Below are 17,331 nucleotides of genomic sequence, written 5' to 3' on the forward strand. Positions count from 1 at the left end.
ATGCATGTAATACATTTAAGTGTGGAATGTTTTCCACTGGCAAAAGTAGGCGGATTGGCCGATGTAGTGGGCGCATTGCCGCGGTACCAACGTAAGCTCGGCGTGGATGCTTGGGTAGTGTGTCCGTACTACGACAAGCCTTTTACACGTGACAATCATTTCTCGCCAATTGCGAAAGGGACTTTTTTTCAGGGATCAGAAGAGTTCCATTATGAAGTATTGAAGGAAACAAAGGATAGTTTAGGTTTTCCCCTGTACTTGATCCGTATACCTGGCAAATTGGATAGAGAGGAAGTGTATTGTTACCTGGATGAAGCAGAGCAGTGGATCGCTTTTCAGCATGCCTTTTTACACTGGCTAAAAAACAGCCAGATTAAACCGGATGTTATTAACTGTCATGATCATCATGTGGGATTAGTTCCGTTCTTGATGAAGTATGCCGATGACTTTAAAACGTTTGCAGACGTTAAAACGGTATTTACCGTGCATAATGGCCAATATCAAGGTTGGATGAACTGGAATAAGGGTATCCTACTCCCTGCATTTGATACCTGGAAATGGGGCCTATTAGATTGGGACGGCCTTATTAATCCGTTAGCGACAGCTATTAAATGTTGTGACGCTTTTACGACCGTTAGTTTAGGTTATCTCCAAGAACTATATGAACAAGCCAATGGACTGGAAAGCTTATTCTCTTCGGAAGCAGCAAAAGGTTATGGTATTGTCAATGGTATCGACGACGCCTATTGGAACCCTGCGGAGGATAAATTGATTCCTGTCAATTACGATGTCGAGTCGAGCAAAAAAGGAAAAGCGAAAAATAAGAAAGCGTTTTGTGAAAAATATGGTCTGGATGAAACGTTGCCTTTATTGACGTATATCGGGCGTTTTGCCACGGAGAAAGGTGCCGATCTATTGCCAGAAATTATTGTGGATATTTTTTCGAATCCTGAAAATAAAATAGGTATATTTATCTTGGGTTCAGGCGATGTGCAGATTCAGGCCAATTTACAAGCGTTATTGGCAGCATATCCCGGGCAGCTGGCCGCGTTCTTTGGGTATCATGAAGCATTGGCGCATGAAGTATATGCCGCTGCGGATATGATTTTAATGCCATCGCGCGTGGAGCCCTGTGGATTGAACCAGTTGTACGCTATGAAGTATGGCACTATTCCTATTGTGCGTGGAATAGGAGGGTTGAAAGATACCGTAATCGATGTAGGCGTAAGAAACGGATATGGTTTTGTGTTTCCGGAAGCGGATTCTACAGATGCAGTTTCTGCCATTGGACGTGCTGTCGATTATATCGGGCAGCGTGGAAAAATGCAACGGATTCGAAGAAAGGAAATGGAGTTGGATTTTTCTTGGGATAAATCCGCTCAACAATATATCAATTTGTATAACCGATTATAAATTTAATGGTATGGCACACAAAGTAGTATCGATTGTATTGGGCGGAGGACGCGGAACACGTCTTTTTCCCTTGACAGAACAACGCTCGAAACCAGCAGTTCCTATTGCGGGGAAGTATCGTTTGGTGGATATTCCCATTTCTAATTGTTTAAATTCCGGATACAACAAGATTTTTGTCTTGACGCAGTTCAATTCAGCATCCTTAAATCAGCACATCAAGAATTCTTACAATTTCAGTATTTTTAGCAAAGGCTTTGTGGATATACTCGCTGCTGAACAGACGTTGGAGGGAGACCGATGGTTTGAAGGCACTGCAGATGCCGTTCGGCGTACGCAGAAAAATTTGGTCAATGTCGACTACGACTATGTACTGATTTTGTCGGGTGACCAATTGTATCAAATGGACTATTCGTCGTTGATTGATTTTCATGTAGATAACGGTGGCGATGTCACGATAGCCACTATTCCATCCAACGCTAGGGATGCGACAGGTTTTGGTATTTTAAAGGCCAATGAGGCCAATGAAATTACTTCATTTACAGAAAAACCAGATAGCGAAGAAGTATTGAACTGGGCGTCAGAGGTATCGGAAGATATGCAACGGCAAGGACGACTTTATTTAGCATCGATGGGTATTTACGTATTTTCCAAAGGCATATTACGAAAAATGCTCACCGAAAACCCGGGAATGGATTTTGGCAAAGAACTCATTCCAGACGCCATTGAAACCCTAAAAGTATTAAGTTATCAGTTCGACGGCTATTGGACGGACATTGGAACCATCCGCTCCTTTTTTGATGCAAATATCGGTTTAACAGATGACGTGCCGGATTTCAACCTCTTTAACGAAACAGTCTTTACGCGCGCCCGGATGTTACCGCCTTCTAAAATTTCGGGTACCACCTTGAACAATACCATTGTCGCGGACGGTTGTATCTTAAATGGCGATAAACTGGAACGCTCCGTCATCGGTGTACGTTCGCGTATTGGAAAAGGAACAGTTATCAAATCAACGTATATGATGGGTGGAGATCATTATGAACATTTAGAAGAAGTCATCACCTTGGGCAACACCCAACAACCACCTCCGATAGGTGTAGGGGAACGCTGTTATATCGAGAATGCTATTCTCGATAAAAATTGCCGAATCGGAAACGATGTCCGTATAAAAGGCGGAGTACACCTACCTGATGGTGACTTTTCAACGTATATGATACGTGATGGTATCGTGGTTATCAGGCGTGACGCAATTATTCCGAATGGTGCAACGATTGGATGCTAAAATATATTAAAAGATATTTTTGTCTTTTATTTTTCTTTTGTAGTTTTGCCTGCAGAAACTGTTTAGGTATCGTTAGATTGACTGGCCTGAACGGCTACTAGTGTAATCGTTGATGGGTTTTTTTTCGAAAACATGTGAATATGCCTTAAGGGCGGTGATGTATATTGCCGCCCAATCCAGTAATGGGAAAAAGGTAGGTATCAAAGAGGTGGCTGAAAAGATTAACTCGCCAGCACACTTCTTAGGGAAAATTTTACAAAACCTAAGCAAAGATGGAATAATCCAGTCTACAAAGGGACCTCAAGGCGGGTTTTATATCAGCCAGGAGGGATTAAAAAAACCTTTGGCTGATATCGTAATTGCCATTGAAGGTGCGCAGTTTCTAAATGGATGTGGAATGGGATTGAGCTATTGCTCCCAGGAAAACCCCTGTCCGTTGCACGATGATTTTAAAGAGATTCGTGACCGGCTCAATCTTATGCTACACAAGACAACTATTGGACAGTTTAATGAAAAATTGATTCAAGGTGTCTTGACGTTAAACAAATGATTTTTTTTAACCCTATAAAAGACATTTTGGTCTTTTATTAAATATCATCATATAATGACAACAGAACAAAAGCAGTTGATTTTAGGTACTGTACCTGTCTTGCGCGAACACGGTGTTGCGTTAACCTCTCACTTTTACCAACGCATGTTTACGCATAATCCCGAGTTGAAGCATATCTTCAATATGGGAAACCAAAAGAACAACAAACAACAGCAAGCATTAGCGATGGCGGTATTGGCTTATGCAGAGCATATCGAAGATCCATCGGTCTTGTTGCCCGTTGTAAATAGTATCGGACATAAGCATACGAGCCTGGATATTCGTCCAGCGCATTACGCAATCGTAGGCCAACATCTCATTGCTTCTATTGGCGAAGTATTAGGAGATGCCGCTACACCGGAGTTGTTGGAGGCATGGGCAGCAGCGTATGCCCAGCTGGCGGGTCTGATGAGCGGCCATGAGCAGAAGCTGTACGACGTGCAAACCAACCAACGTGGTGGATGGAGTGGATGGAGACCTTTCACCATTAAACGGAAAGTCCAAGAAAGTGAAGAAATCACCTCCTTTTATCTTTATCCGACGGATGGGGGCGAGGTATCTAAATATCTTCCGGGACAGTATATCAGTTTACGTTTGTTTCTCCCGGAGCTTAATCTGCTTCAACCGCGTCAATATAGTATATCTTGTGCGCCAAATCATGAATATTACCGTATTTCGGTAAAACGGGAGCGGAAGCCGCAGCATGCGGATGGCATGATCAGTAACCGGTTACACGATTATATCCATGAAGGTGACAACTTAGAACTAACAGCCCCGGCAGGAACATTTGTGCTGAAAGAGGAAGAGTTTGCGGGTCCTAAAGTATTCATCAGCGGCGGTGTTGGGCAAACCCCATTAATGGCGATGCTCGAAAGCCTAGTTTCGAAAGATCATTCTGGTTCGCCGATTACCTGGATACATGGTTGTCGGAGTGAGGCCGTACATGCATTTAAAGACCGTATTGCCGAATTAGGTGCTATTAATAACCAAGTCAAGCGGCATATTTTTTACGAGAATGTACAAAGTGGATTAGATAATGCACATCTCGGCATGGTCGATTTGGAGCAGATAGAAGAGGATGTCTTGCTGGACAATGCAGCGTATTATATCTGTGGTCCTTCTCCCTTTATTACCAAACATTACAACTACCTGCGGGAAAAAGGTGTGACGATGGATGCCATACATTTTGAGGAATTTGGACCGGCATCACTACAATTCAGTTAATAATCTGCAAAAGCTTTCCAAAACCTGGAAAGCTTTTTTTTTCAAATAGATGTGGCAGTATTCTACATTTATTACGTCCTTTGTCGGAAATCGTCGTTTCGACGAAATCAATCATTAGAAAAGAAGAGGTAAGTGGATAGAAAGAAGATTATCAAGCAGCATTATTGGAAACTGGCCATCGTTTCCATCGGAATAGCGTTGGTTTGTTGTTTATTAGCCTATACCCTAAAACATGCCACGGAATGGTTTGAAGTAACCGCATTGCAATGGATTTCCCAAACCCAGACGTGGCTTTTCCTGTTATTTCCGAGTGTAGGTATTACCGCTATTTATTTTTTGCGGAAATGGCTGTTTCAAAACCGTAAGAACAAAGGGCTCACCGAAATTTTTAAAACGTTAGACGACCGAAAGGATCACCTCCCGTTATTTAAGATCCCTTCGCATTATATTAATGGTTTTTTGACGGTTGTGTTCGGTGGATCAACCGGTGTGGAAGTATCTACAGTCGTCGCGACGGCATCTATCGGAAATGCGGTCTATGAAAAGCACTTTGCGGCCAATATGTATAAGCGCGAGTTGATATGTGCTGCAGTGACCGCTGGCGTGGCGGTATTATTCGGTAGCCCTTTTGCCGGTTGGCTTTTCGCCATGGAGGTTGTTGCCCGAAAAATAAATAAGACACTTGTTTTGGCGTGCACGACGGCCGCCCTCACTGCCGGTATTTTTGTTTACTTCTTTGACAGCCATCCATTTTTCAATTATGCTATTCAGGATTGGTATACGGCAGCATTGCCCTTTTTTATCGTCTTGAGTGTGTTCTGTGGGTTATTGTCTACTTATTTTACGCTGTTGGTAACTCGGATGAAGGCGTTTTTCGGAAAGATCACGAATAATTTTATACGGGTTAATCTCGGCGCGCTGATTGTAGGCGGACTTATTTTTTATTTTCCCTTGTTATATGGAGATAGTTATCACGGCTTGAAAGAAGTGGTTGATACAGCCATGAAAGGAGAAGAGTTATCGTTCGGTATACTGCTCTTTATCGCCCTCTTGAAGCCTCTTGCAGCTTCTCTAACGTTGGGTGCAGGGGGAGACGGGGGTGTTTTTGCGCCAAGTATTGTCGCCGGAGCCTTATTGGGCCTGGGGTTTGCTTTAGCTTGCAACACCTACTTCGGTACGGATCTCGTCCTTTTTAACTTTATACTCGCGGGCGCAGCAGCGACCTTATCGGCTTCGATCTATGCGCCGTTTACCGCACTTTTCTTAGTCTGCGGATTAGTTTCCAATGGCTTTGAACTGTTTCTTCCGATTTTGATCGTCAGTTTTGTGTCGAAGTACGCCGCACAGTGGGTATTGCCATACAATGCATATACGTATGATCAATTTTTGGAAAAGAGGAAGGTGGTGGGGTAGCATCTATTTAAAAGCTCTTTTTTCTAATATTACACGTTTTCGACGTACTTCGTTGATCTAGCGACGGAGTTATTGAAACTGTCGACAGCTTTCATCGCTGACCTGAGAGGCATTTCCATGGTGATATTGTCTGAATACACGATATAGACGACCGTTATAGACATTTATATGCGCATGATAAACACTTCTATGCACATGTCTTTATTCTTGAGCTATTTCAGCACATTGCGTCGGCGTATCATTATGATCGTGAGGTTTTTCTTTATCACTTTGTGCTCGTTAAAGATGACATCGCTGCCCATGTGTTCTACTTAGAGGCACAACAAGACCGTCTTACCGTACTTCATAGCGATTTATTCATACAACAAAAAGATAAAGTTGTTCAGGTTGTTCGTCATGATGCTCCTCAACATGACGTTGAGGTACCTCAACGTTGCGATGATGCCCTTCAGGTTGGAAAGGAGCTCCTTCAAACGAAATATGTGGGAGGTCAACGGGGCAAATACGTTTGTCCTATGGTCGATGCAGTTCCTCGCCATAGCGCGGAGGTTCCTCAAAATGCAAACAATATCGGGAAAAGCGTTTGCATTTGATTGCAAATGATTGCATTTGTGGGCATTTTCCGTTGAAATTTTTGTGTCCGGACGATATTTGTTTCACAGCGCGGGAATGAACCCTGCTCATAAAGACATATATTATGAATATCAAACAACAAGCATTGGGCGGCTTCAAGCGAGCAAGTGACGAGGCCGTATTGGCCAAAGGCAAAACTGTGTTGCTGGCTATGACGAACAATCCAAATTTTGAAAATCCAAATCCTGCATTGGCAGCGTTAGTAGAAGTAGTGGACACCTATGAACAGAAATTGTCAGTGGCAAGGTGGCGACGTCGCAGTACGGAGGATACCACGATCAAGAACGAGGCGCGTAATGCCGTAGAAAAAATGTTGAAGCGGCTGGCGTTTTATGTAACACATGCGGCTGACGGGAGCCTATCGGTGCTGCTTAGTTCGGGTTTTGACGTGTCCGGCTTACCGCAGAAAAAAGATGCGCCAACAGGTGTAACCGGGGTAAATCTACGCGATGGTGGACAGTCGGGACAGATGCGGTTGGATTTCGATAAAAATAAATTGGCTAAGATTTACGAATATCAAATCTGTGAGGTAGATAGCCGTGGTTTGCCGGGCGAATGGAACGAGGGGTATATCACTACCTCATCTAGGCATAATGTTATCGCCCCATTAACATTTCTTCAGTGCTACGGCGTCCGTGTACGAGCCATCAATGGGTATGGACGCTCGGAGTGGTCAGAAATAGTAATTCATGTCGTGCGATAGAGCAAAAGAAAAATATAGGAGAATATTTATATATAATAACCGTGTAGGGGTTGGCTATGTGTCAACCTTTTTTGTATTGCCGTTTTTCCTTTTAAAAACAAATCCATTTTTAAGTTGGTTTTTTTGCCAACGACTATTAGTACGTGCAACAGATGATTATGGACAGGTTTTTGTGCAAAAAAGCAGTTTTAGAATAGAGAGTTTTAACTAAACGGGTATTGAATACCGCTGTTTCTACGGAAAAGATAAGCCAGTTTAACTATCTTTACCGAATACAAGTACCCGATAGGATGTAAAAATGGGAGATTTTGTTTATTGGATAATAATCGTTGTGCTGAGTGTTGGAGCAGGCTGTGTCTATTGGTTGATGTACCGAAAAATGCAGCAACTGACGAAAAAGAACGACGAACTTTCGGAACACAAAGAAAATAGTTTAAAGAGCAACGTTGATCTTGAACTGGCTCCCTATAAATTGGATCCGCATCTGTTGAAAAACGCATTAAATGCAATTCAATCACACGCTTACCATAGCTATAACGCGTTGGATAAATTGTCAAATGTTTTGGACTATATCCTCTATGAATCCGATGAGAAATTTGTCAAATTAAAGGATGAGGTTAGCTTTGCACAGAATTTGATCGAAATCAATAGATTAAAGGTCAGTCCATTGTTTGACCTACACATGCGGATAAAAATTGCACCGGAGGCAGGTAACTTCATGATTGCTCCTTTCATCACTATCAATGCCATTGAGAACGCTTTCAAACATGCGGATGTGCAAAGTGAAAATAGTTTTATTTCGATCGTATTTGAGGTAATAGGAAATACGTTTTTCTTATCGGTTTCTAACAAGATACAGCCCAATACCATGTATAAAAATGTGCATCACGGAGGTATAGGTGATAAAACGTTTAAAAATAGGTTGGATAAACTCTATGGCGACCGTTATAAGTTGGTTACGGAGCAAAAGGAGGGAACCTACCATGTTAAACTGGAAATAAAACTACATGTCAATGATTAAGTGCGTTTTGTTGGATGACGAGCTTCCCATGCTGGGATATTTGCAAGCACTGTGTAGAGAGCTTGAAGGTATTGAGGTGATCAAATCCTATAATAATCCGTTAAAGTTTTTAGATGACGTGGATAAATTAGATTTCAATACCTGCGTGTTGGATATTAATATGCCCGGCATCAACGGATTGGAATTAGCAAATAGATTAGAAGGGAAGGCCATTATCTTTTCTACGGCTTACAAAGAATATGCTGCGGAAGCTTTTGATTTGGATGCGGTGGATTATCTACGGAAACCCTACCAATTGGAACGGCTCGAAAAAGCTTTCGGCAAGGTACAGGCATGGTTATCCAATAAAAACCAGGTGAATGCAATTTACGTCGAACTTAACACCAATCTTGGAAAATCTCGAATGAATACGAATGATATTGCCTATATAGCTGTAGCAGAAAATGACCGACGTGATAAAGAAATATGGTTTAAAGATGGGCAAAGTTTCTTAGCGAAGAACATTACCTTTGATGATATCCTGGAAAGATTTCCGGAAGGCCAGTTTTGCAAAATCAATAGAAAGACCGTGATAGCTCTCCATGCGGTAAGCTATTATACCACCCAATGGGTGTCCTGTGAAATAGCTTCTAGTAAGAATCCAATACAATTTAAACTTTCCGAACAATACCGGGAGCATTTTATGTCGCTATTTTTGAGTTAGTACAAAAAAAAGATGTTTCAGTACAAAAATAGGAAAGCCTTCCATTGCTTTTCCTTCAAAACGAATATACTTGTGTGTTGTCTAATAAAAAAAAGACAACAACATACGTATGAAGGCTAGAAGTATACTATATTATTTTTTTATCATTGTTGGCGGTGTTATCCTAGGTTATTGGATCGTATTTCAGGGCAAAGGTCTAGAAAATGTAGCGACGATAGCGGAGAATAATGTAGAAGGATCCGCATGGCAACATTTTGTGTCGGCAATTGGCAGCAATTTGGCTTATCCTTTGGCAATGCTCTTACTCCAGATTATTGCTATTATTTTAGTGGCCCGTTTTTTTGGTATGCTGTTTCGAAGAATAGGACAGCCGTCGGTCATTGGCGAGATTGTTGCCGGTATTGTCCTGGGACCATCCCTGTTAGGAAATTATTTTCCGGAAATATCTTCTTTTCTTTTCCCCGTAGCATCTCTAGGCAATTTAGGTGTAGTTAGCCAACTGGGTTTGGTGTTGTTCATGTTTGTCGTTGGGATGGAGTTAGATCTTAAAATACTCAGAAACCAGGCACACGATGCCATCGTTATCAGCCATGCCAGTATTATTTTCCCATTCCTTTTAGGAATGGTTTTAGCTTATTTTATTTTCCAACAAACGGCTCCACCGGATATCTCTTTTCTTTCCTATGCTTTGTTTATCGGTATTTCAATGAGTATTACGGCATTTCCTGTACTCGCCCGGATAGTGCAAGAACGTGGTATGACCAAAACTAGGCTGGGTTCTATTGCGATTACCTGTGCCGCAGCAGATGATATTACGGCATGGTGCTTACTGGCGGCGGTAATCGCTGTGGTAAAGGCAGGTTCTTTAGCAAGTGCAGGTTACACTATATTATTTGCTGCCGCTTATGTTGTACTGATGTTACGCTTTGTGCGTCCTTTTCTGCAACGTATAGGCGATCTGTACTCCAGTAAAGAAAGGATGAGCAAGCCGGTGGTGGGTATTTTCTTTTTAACGCTGCTTGTTTCGGCATGGACAACGGAAATCATAGGTATACATGCTCTGTTCGGTGCTTTTATGGCGGGGGTCATTATGCCAGCTAATGTCAGTTTTCGAAATATCTTTATAGAGAAAGTGGAGGACGTGTCGCAGGTGCTTCTACTTCCCCTGTTTTTTGTGTTTACGGGGCTAAGAACGCAGATCGGATTATTGAACGAACCGGGACTATGGCAGATCTGTGCGCTGGTGATTGTGATTGCGGTTGTCGGTAAATTTGTAGGAAGTGCTATGTCTGCGAGGTTTGTTGGACAAAATTGGCACAGTAGCCTCACGATAGGCGCGTTGATGAATACCCGTGGGCTTATGGAATTAGTGGCGTTGAATATTGGATATGATCTTGGGGTTTTGACGGCGGAGATGTTTGCTATCTTGGTGTTGATGGCACTGATCACGACATTTATGACGGGGCCGGCCTTAGACTTCATCAATCGATATTTTGAACCGGAAAAGGATATAGAGGACAAAGGCATCTCCAAAAAGAATAAATACAATATACTGATCTCTTTTGCGAATCCTAATACAGGCCGGGTTTTGTTGAGACTCGCACATACATTGACAAAAAAAACTACGGATAACTCTACGATATCCGCCTTACATTTGTCGCCTGGTAATGAACTGAATCAATTTAATTTAGAAGAATATGAACGAGAAAACTTTACCGTTCTGGATCAGGAAAGTAAACTTTTGAATCAACCATACCGACCGATATTCAGAGGTACGGACGATATCGAAGAAGATATAGCGCAAATGGCAAATACGGATGATTATGATTTACTTTTAACTGGAATTGGACAGTCAGTATATGAAGGTACGTTTCTTGGTAAAATTCTCGGTTTTACAAGTAAAATGATTAATCCCGAAAAGCTCTATGGAACATTGACAGGAAAGGAAAACATCTTCGTAAGCGATTTTTTTGACGACCGGACAAAGAATCTCTTAAAAACAGTAAACATACCGTATGGTATTTTAATAGATAAAGGCCTACCAGAAAATATCCACCGTATAGTAGTGCCTGTCGATTCCTTAAGTGATAGTTTCTTATTGGTTTATATTCACAAATTTATTCAGAATAGTGGCGTCCATATTACGCTTTGGGATCTTAACGATACGATAAAATCATCGTTGGAGCTGAAAGAAGCTGTTCGGTCGATAGATCATGCCGCTCCAAACCATATCGAAGTGCGGTATGAGATGTCGGATAGTACCGTAGCATTACAGTCGTTTGAGCTGATGCTAAGTAGTGTGGCAACGTGGAAATACCTGTTGCAACAACATGAGGAATGGCTGAAAGATATACCGAGCGTTTTAGTATTAAAAGCGTGATTTTTGATAACCCATAAAAATGATAGTGCCATGGAAAATTTTAAGTTCGAAGCATTAGTGACTGAGGATTCTCAATTGAGAAAATTAGAAGATTGTATAAAAAAAATTCCAAACATCAGTGATTGGCAGATTACAAAACGTTTGAATGGGATCCTGTTGTCCGTAAAAGCAGCCAATATCCGGGCTTTCGATATTGTGCTGACATTACAAGAAGACGGCTTTTCATTGGAAAGACTATATGAAGAATAAAAAAATGTAATTTTATACAATATATTACACATATCAGCGTTTTTAATATAAAGAGAAGCAAATAATAGATGATCTCTTTCAAAGAGATTTTTATTTTAAATAAACGCTTCTTTACGGAAAGATGTATCTGCAAAGAATAAGCAAAGGGTTTATTCGAAAAAAGAAACATAGAAACGGAAAAAAAAGATACGAAGTAAGGAAGTAAGAAAGGGTTCAGATTTAATCTGAACCCTTTTTCTTTTTATAGGAATTTAGCGCCTTAAAAAGAAATCCCGAAGCGGGGAGCTTCGGGATTTTCACTAACTAACCAATTATTAACCTAAATTATGAATTACATATATAACGCGTATTGCGACCAGATGTTACAAGACTAAGTTCGTATTAACAAATTTTAACATTTGCAGCAGAAATTTTCTATTTAACATTCATTTAACTGTTGCTTAAAATAACTTATGAAGTTTAATACTTACCTTTACAAAAAAAAACACTAGCCAATAAAAAGTCTAGGACAAAACAGAAGATCAATACCCACTTTACAAGATTCAATGAGCTCATCCGTTAAGTTTAACAATGTCAATACATTGTTTTCCAAATCCCTTAAATTTAAAATCAACGATTATTTCATACGTAGCTATAAGAAGAAAACGGGGAATAGACGGATATTTATTAAAGCAGCAGTGCTATTGACCACTTTTACGCTGTTATATACGGTTTTGGTTTTTATCCAACCGCACTGGGCTATTAGCATTGTGCTTTGTTTGCTATTCGGGGCAAACCTTGCTGCGATTGGTTTTAATATTATGCATGACGCAGGTCACAATTCCTTCTCGGATAATAAAAACTTGAATACGGTACTTTCCTATACGTTAAACCTGTTAGGTGGTAATATTTATTTTTGGAAACTGAAACACAATATTGCACATCATACTTACACTAATATTGAGGGGGAAGATCACGATATCGAAGTGAAATTTATGCGGATTCATCATGATCAGCAATTGAAAAAACATCATCGTTATCAATCTTTTTATTTTATTTTCCTATATGGCGTCTCCTATTTAGCTTGGATCTTCTATCAAGATTATGAAAAATATTTTCGTCAGAAAATGGGTGGGAGTTCTGCGAAATTCCATTTTCCACTGCGCGAACGAGTTATCTTTTGGACAAGTAAGGTATTGCATTTTGCTATATTTGTGGTGATTCCTATGCTATATGTGGGATGGCTCCCCACGTTAATCGGTTGGGGAATCGCGGGTGCGGTGTGTGGTATAAGTTTGGCGACTGTTTTCCAGCTGGCACATGTCGTTTCCGAAACAGAATTTAAAACATTAGATGAGTCGAAAGTAGAAGAAGAATGGATGATTCATCAAATCCAGTCGACTGCTAATTTCGCAACGAAGAATAATGTGTTGACTTGGTTGTTGGGAGGACTTAACTTTCAGGTAGAACACCATCTTTTTCCCCGGATTAGTCATGTGCATTATCCGGCCATTAATAAAATTGTACAGCAAACGTGTAAAGAATATAATATCCAGTATATCGAATTTAAATCCTTTCGGCAGGCATTTTTGTCGCATGTTAAGGTTATTCATGCGATGTCCAGATAATTTTTAAAACGGCTGATATACCTTGTAACAGATAGTTCAAAAAATGACGAAAAGTCTTTTATTTACAAATAATTAATATTACCTTTGATCGGACAAGGCCCTGCCTATGCTGTTTTGATGTCGTTTAAATTATTTTCGGGATCATCCTTAGCTTTTTCAGTTGCCATTTAAGTTATCATAAATATAGACAGCATTCGTGCTGATTGGCGATGAAACCCTCCGATCTGAACATCTTGATATATTACTGTTAACAAATAAAATACATGGTTCTCTCTGGGAGCAAGCGATGTCTTGTTGAGATATCATAATTTAGAAGAAATGAGTTTTAATAATCTAGGGATAATAGACCCAATTATAAAAGCCGTCAATAACATTGGTTATTCAACGGCTACACAGATACAAAAGCAGGTGATACCCCTTATATTGAAGGGTCAAGATATCATCGGTTGTGCCCAGACTGGAACAGGAAAAACAGCGGCGTTTGCTTTGCCCGTTCTTCAGTTGCTATCGTCAGATAGTAGAAAATACAAGACGCCCCGTGCGTTGGTGCTTGTTCCAACTCGGGAGCTGGCTATACAAATTGACCAAAGCGTCGCACAATACAGTAAATATATTCAGGTAAATCGCTTGGCAATCTATGGTGGTGTTTCTCAGGTTGCTCAAGTCGAACGCTTACGCAAGGGAGTAGACATGCTTGTTGCTACACCCGGCAGACTGATGGATTTAATCAATCAAGGACATGTAAATCTTACCCAAATTAAAGTGCTGATATTAGACGAGGCGGATAGCATGTTGGACATGGGATTTGTGCACGATATAAAACGCATATTAAAACATATCCCCCAAAAAAGACAGACGCTCTTCTTTTCAGCAACGATGCCCAATGAAATTCGGAAGTTCGCCAATACCATTCTTCATCAACCGGCGGAAATCAATGTTTCTCCTGTATCGTCTACAGCGGAGAAAATTGTACAGTCTGTTTCTTTTGTTGAAAAGAAAGATAAAGCAGCGTTTCTGGCCAACGTATTACGAAGTAACGATGTGAAACAAACCTTGATTTTCACACGTACAAAACATGGTGCGGATCGATTGGTCAGAATATTGGGTAAGGGTGGGATAGCTGCCGCTAGTATCCATGGAAATAAATCTCAGACAGCTCGGCAAAAGGCTTTGTCGTCTTTTAAAAATGGTAATGTCCATATATTAATTGCGACCGATATAGCCGCTAGAGGAATCGACATTCAAGAGCTTCCGTTTGTGATCAATTATGACTTGCCGGTAGATTCGGAAACTTATGTACATCGTATCGGACGGACGGGAAGAGCTGGAAAGGAAGGGAAAGCGCTTTCCTTATGTAGTGAGGAAGAAAAACCCACCCTGCTAAAAATTCAAAAATTAATTGGTTTTCAATTACCAATCGCCAAAGAAAAAAACAATAATTTATCAATAAACAATTAATACAATGCAAGAAGGAACAGTAAAATTCTTTAACGTTACCAAGGGTTTCGGTTTTATCACACCAAGCAATGGTGGTCAGGACATCTTTGTACATTCAACAGGTCTAGTAAGTGACGTACGTGAAAACGATAACGTAACATTCGATGTTGAGCAAGGTAAAAAAGGGCTTAATGCAGTGAATGTTCGCGTAGCGAGATAATGAGAAGAAAAATGGCAAGTTTTTAGCTTGCCATTTTTTTTTAGCCTAAAAAATTACCGCTGTAGTTCTATTTCTGAAACCTGGTTCCCCTGTTTCGTGCGGATGTATTTATATTTTACTTTTTGATTTACAGCCAAGACCATCCCTGCTAGCTTATCGTTAAAATAAACGGTTTCTCTGCTTAAGTTGTCCCGGATAAAACCATAATGACCATCTTCGTTATAATAGGAAACTTTACCGTAAAGATATTCCTCCTCTATATCTGCTGGACGTATTAGATCTTCTTCTTTAAACTTGTACGGTTGTGTTGGTGGTGTATCGGAAATATTGCCGAATTCATCCACATAGGCAAACATTTCTTCCAATGATTTACCTTTGTTGTTAGATGATTTGTTTAGTTCTCTTCTTTCTTGTTTTTCTTTTTTTTTCTGTTGCTGTTTTTTAGCAAGTTCTTTTTTCTTGAATGTAAGTTGATTTCTTGACATTAAAAGGGGTTAAAGTTATAAAATAATAAGGGTATAAATCTTATAAGAAGCCGATTGCTTAAGGATAAGAGATAGGTGCCTTTCTGAAATGTATACAAATATACGGATTTAAAATGGCAAAAGCAATTCAACAGTCTTTAGCAGATGCGAGGTATTGTTGTAACATTTTGTAGGCTCTTCTTTTTATTTTATCACGCAGAACTTTGGGAGCTAATACTTTAATACATTCACCGAAACCTAGTATTTCACGTTCCAGTTCAAAGTTCAATACCACGTCTAGCCGGATGAGAATACCACCATCTTCCTCGGTTTTCAAAAGTTGCTGTGATGCGTGTATAGGTTTCGTGATGACATAAGGAGCATTATATGCATCTATTTGTAGAATAACACGATGACCTCTGTCGCGTTCTGATTTTGTGACGCCAATCGTATCGGCATAATAGCGTTCAAAATCAACCCCATCATAAGAAACATACCCAGATTTTGCCATTTCTGCGACTTCTTCAATCCGATCGAGTGCCAACGTGACGAGTGTTTTACCTTTTTTTGGTCTGCAAATGAGGAACCACCTGTTACGGTATTCTTTGAGTAAGTAAGGGAAATATATGGCTTCTTGTTTTGACTTGGATTTAAAGGATTTATACGTAATTAATAAAGGTCTCTTTTCCCGGATGGCTTTGTGAATAGATGTAATCCAATTTAACCCTTTTAATAATTTGTTGTTTTCCAATTGTATGTAAGAGGCGGATTCGCTTTCCTGCTTTGATAAATTGTTTTCCAACCGAGCAATCACATCGCTCATTTCTTCGAAATAAGAAAAGCCATTAAGGTGTTTCAGTATATCCACGGCTTCTTTCATTTTGGACATGTCATTATCTGACAATGGCAAGTTGCTGATGGAATAATTCGAATCCTCGTAAGTGTAGAACTTGCGTTTGATTACGATAATTGGCGCATTGTATCCCAATTTGTTGCTACGCATCAGTTGGATATCACCCTGTATGGTACGTTTACTAACTCCACTATGGATACCTTCCAATTCGTAAATACCATATGAAACTTTTTCAATTAGGTCTTCTAATGTCCATTTACGATGTGTTTGTCGAAGACAATTGTCAATAATTTTGTATCGGATTAGAGCTAGTTTATTGATTGCCATACGTTTTTTTCTGTTGATTTTGTTAAAAGTAAAATTAGAAGTTTTATTTTACTACGCAATATACTTGCGTAATATGGCTCCATGTAACAGTTATTTGTAGATGTTTGATAATTTATTTTGTTGATTATTAGTGTTTTGAGATATTTTATCATTTTTCTTTAGTTTTTTGTCTACTGCGTATAACGGCTGCGTAGTAGTGTCTGCATCTTTGTGATGTCAGGTATGACAATCGTTCTTTGATGAAAAATAAGCATAAAGCTTTAAAGATATGTGTCGTGAGGCGCAAAGATACCTCTTGATTAGAAATAGCGTCCTAGTCTCCTGTTTCGGTATAGCAGGATAGTGTTGGTTCAGTAGAATTCAATATGCTGACAAAATGGATAGTCTTGAGGTGCAGATTGCTAGGGTCGTAGGTTCGAATCCTACTCTCGATTTATCGAGATAGCTCAAAAGGTAGAGCATAGCTACTTAGGAGGGTTCGAATCCCTCGCTCATCCATCACATGAGTCCATCGGTTGGAGGAACGAAAGTTCCATTGGTTAAGTTTAGGCTTTCTTTCAAAAAGTCACGTTTTAAGCTTTTCGTCTTTTGTTCGGTTGCCTGTTGTTTTTCGTCTTTTAGTTAATGGAGATACCTCGATAGACTTAGCACGAGAGGCAGGAAGCGACAATTGTAACCTTACTTCGCAATTTAAAACAAATGTCTTGGGAGGTAAAGTCAAAAATCCAGATGTAAGACATTGCTGGATATGTCTTTACAAACAAACCATTCCTTTTAAGTTCCGTTGGGAAACAATGAACGAAACACGGAGAG

Annotated in this window: 15 protein-coding genes; 13 read left to right on the forward strand and 2 right to left on the reverse strand. The window is 40.1% G+C overall.

Annotated features, from left to right (window positions below):
• The 13 genes from EWE74_RS00480 (at position 1) to EWE74_RS00540 (ending at position 14,874) form a co-directional block, all read left to right on the forward strand.
• Positions 1-1,413: a glycogen synthase gene (locus EWE74_RS00480; protein WP_130139587.1), complete on the forward strand. Its 1,413-nt coding sequence runs from the start codon at positions 1-3 to the stop codon at positions 1,411-1,413.
• A gap of 10 nt (positions 1,414-1,423) precedes the next feature.
• Entirely contained in the window at positions 1,424-2,695 is a 1,272-nt protein-coding gene (locus EWE74_RS00485) for a glucose-1-phosphate adenylyltransferase (protein WP_130139588.1), read from the forward strand.
• A gap of 112 nt (positions 2,696-2,807) precedes the next feature.
• Positions 2,808-3,245 carry an RrF2 family transcriptional regulator gene (locus EWE74_RS00490; protein ID WP_130139589.1) on the forward strand — a complete coding sequence of 146 codons (438 nt, stop codon included), beginning with the start codon at positions 2,808-2,810 and terminating at the stop codon, positions 3,243-3,245.
• Between the two features lie 54 nt (positions 3,246-3,299).
• Positions 3,300-4,508, forward strand: coding sequence for an NO-inducible flavohemoprotein (gene hmpA / locus EWE74_RS00495; protein ID WP_130139590.1), 1,209 nt, complete (start codon positions 3,300-3,302; stop codon positions 4,506-4,508).
• 132 nt (positions 4,509-4,640) lie between these two features.
• On the forward strand, positions 4,641-5,921 hold the full coding sequence (locus EWE74_RS00500) for a chloride channel protein (RefSeq protein WP_130139591.1): 1,281 nt from the start codon (positions 4,641-4,643) through the stop codon (positions 5,919-5,921).
• A 697-nt stretch (positions 5,922-6,618) separates the two neighbouring features.
• The gene (locus EWE74_RS00505) at positions 6,619-7,257 is read left to right on the forward strand and encodes a hypothetical protein (RefSeq protein WP_130139592.1); all 639 of its coding nucleotides are present in this window, start codon (positions 6,619-6,621) and stop codon (positions 7,255-7,257) included.
• Between the two features lie 298 nt (positions 7,258-7,555).
• Positions 7,556-8,278 (forward strand): sensor histidine kinase, encoded by a 723-nt coding sequence (locus tag EWE74_RS00510; RefSeq protein ID WP_130139593.1) that lies wholly within the window; start codon positions 7,556-7,558, stop codon positions 8,276-8,278.
• Positions 8,271-8,981, forward strand: a complete 711-nt coding sequence (locus tag EWE74_RS00515) for a LytR/AlgR family response regulator transcription factor (protein ID WP_165384606.1) — start codon at positions 8,271-8,273, stop codon at positions 8,979-8,981. The genes EWE74_RS00510 and EWE74_RS00515 overlap by 8 nt, the downstream gene beginning before the upstream one ends.
• 109 nt (positions 8,982-9,090) lie before the next feature.
• Positions 9,091-11,361 (forward strand): cation:proton antiporter, encoded by a 2,271-nt coding sequence (locus tag EWE74_RS00520; RefSeq protein ID WP_130139595.1) that lies wholly within the window; start codon positions 9,091-9,093, stop codon positions 11,359-11,361.
• 30 nt (positions 11,362-11,391) lie between these two features.
• On the forward strand, positions 11,392-11,610 hold the full coding sequence (locus EWE74_RS00525; RefSeq protein ID WP_130139596.1) for a hypothetical protein: 219 nt from the start codon (positions 11,392-11,394) through the stop codon (positions 11,608-11,610).
• Positions 11,611-12,155: 545 nt separating this feature from the next.
• Positions 12,156-13,217, forward strand: a complete 1,062-nt coding sequence (locus EWE74_RS00530) for a fatty acid desaturase family protein (protein WP_130139597.1) — start codon at positions 12,156-12,158, stop codon at positions 13,215-13,217.
• 318 nt (positions 13,218-13,535) lie between these two features.
• A complete protein-coding gene (locus tag EWE74_RS00535) occupies positions 13,536-14,675 on the forward strand; it encodes a DEAD/DEAH box helicase (protein ID WP_130139598.1) in 1,140 nt (379 codons plus the stop codon).
• Positions 14,676-14,679: 4 nt separating this feature from the next.
• The gene (locus EWE74_RS00540; protein WP_130139599.1) at positions 14,680-14,874 is read left to right on the forward strand and encodes a cold-shock protein; all 195 of its coding nucleotides are present in this window, start codon (positions 14,680-14,682) and stop codon (positions 14,872-14,874) included.
• A 53-nt stretch (positions 14,875-14,927) separates the two neighbouring features.
• On the opposite strand, the gene EWE74_RS00545 is transcribed toward EWE74_RS00540, so the two are convergent.
• Together EWE74_RS00545 and EWE74_RS00550 are read right to left on the reverse strand one after the other, a co-directional pair.
• Positions 14,928-15,359 carry a cold-shock protein gene (locus EWE74_RS00545; RefSeq protein ID WP_239018511.1) on the reverse strand — a complete coding sequence of 144 codons (432 nt, stop codon included), beginning with the start codon at positions 15,357-15,359 and terminating at the stop codon, positions 14,928-14,930.
• A gap of 127 nt (positions 15,360-15,486) precedes the next feature.
• On the reverse strand, positions 15,487-16,518 hold the full coding sequence (locus EWE74_RS00550) for a helix-turn-helix transcriptional regulator (protein ID WP_130139600.1): 1,032 nt from the start codon (positions 16,516-16,518) through the stop codon (positions 15,487-15,489).
• Positions 16,519-17,331 lie beyond the last annotated feature (813 nt).

The organism is Sphingobacterium corticibacterium, assembly GCF_004208525.1.
GTDB classification, from domain to species: Bacteria; Bacteroidota; Bacteroidia; order Sphingobacteriales; family Sphingobacteriaceae; genus Sphingobacterium; species Sphingobacterium corticibacterium.

Bases quoted from the DNA above. Each gene is read 5' to 3' on its own strand.
- EWE74_RS00525 (WP_130139596.1), top strand. From the start codon at position 11,392: ATGGAAAATTTTAAGTTCGAAGCATTAGTGACTGAGGATTCTCAATTG.
- EWE74_RS00485 (WP_130139588.1), top strand. From the start codon at position 1,424: ATGGCACACAAAGTAGTATCGATTGTATTGGGCGGAGGACGCGGAACA.
- EWE74_RS00520 (WP_130139595.1), top strand. From the start codon at position 9,091: ATGAAGGCTAGAAGTATACTATATTATTTTTTTATCATTGTTGGCGGT.
- EWE74_RS00545 (WP_239018511.1), bottom strand. From the start codon at position 15,359: ATGTCAAGAAATCAACTTACATTCAAGAAAAAAGAACTTGCTAAAAAA.
- EWE74_RS00510 (WP_130139593.1), top strand. From the start codon at position 7,556: ATGGGAGATTTTGTTTATTGGATAATAATCGTTGTGCTGAGTGTTGGA.
- EWE74_RS00505 (WP_130139592.1), top strand. From the start codon at position 6,619: ATGAATATCAAACAACAAGCATTGGGCGGCTTCAAGCGAGCAAGTGAC.
- EWE74_RS00540 (WP_130139599.1), top strand. From the start codon at position 14,680: ATGCAAGAAGGAACAGTAAAATTCTTTAACGTTACCAAGGGTTTCGGT.
- EWE74_RS00535 (WP_130139598.1), top strand. From the start codon at position 13,536: ATGAGTTTTAATAATCTAGGGATAATAGACCCAATTATAAAAGCCGTC.
- EWE74_RS00550 (WP_130139600.1), bottom strand. From the start codon at position 16,518: ATGGCAATCAATAAACTAGCTCTAATCCGATACAAAATTATTGACAAT.
- EWE74_RS00490 (WP_130139589.1), top strand. From the start codon at position 2,808: ATGGGTTTTTTTTCGAAAACATGTGAATATGCCTTAAGGGCGGTGATG.
- EWE74_RS00480 (WP_130139587.1), top strand. From the start codon at position 1: ATGCATGTAATACATTTAAGTGTGGAATGTTTTCCACTGGCAAAAGTA.
- EWE74_RS00515 (WP_165384606.1), top strand. From the start codon at position 8,271: ATGATTAAGTGCGTTTTGTTGGATGACGAGCTTCCCATGCTGGGATAT.
- hmpA (WP_130139590.1), top strand. From the start codon at position 3,300: ATGACAACAGAACAAAAGCAGTTGATTTTAGGTACTGTACCTGTCTTG.
- EWE74_RS00530 (WP_130139597.1), top strand. From the start codon at position 12,156: ATGAGCTCATCCGTTAAGTTTAACAATGTCAATACATTGTTTTCCAAA.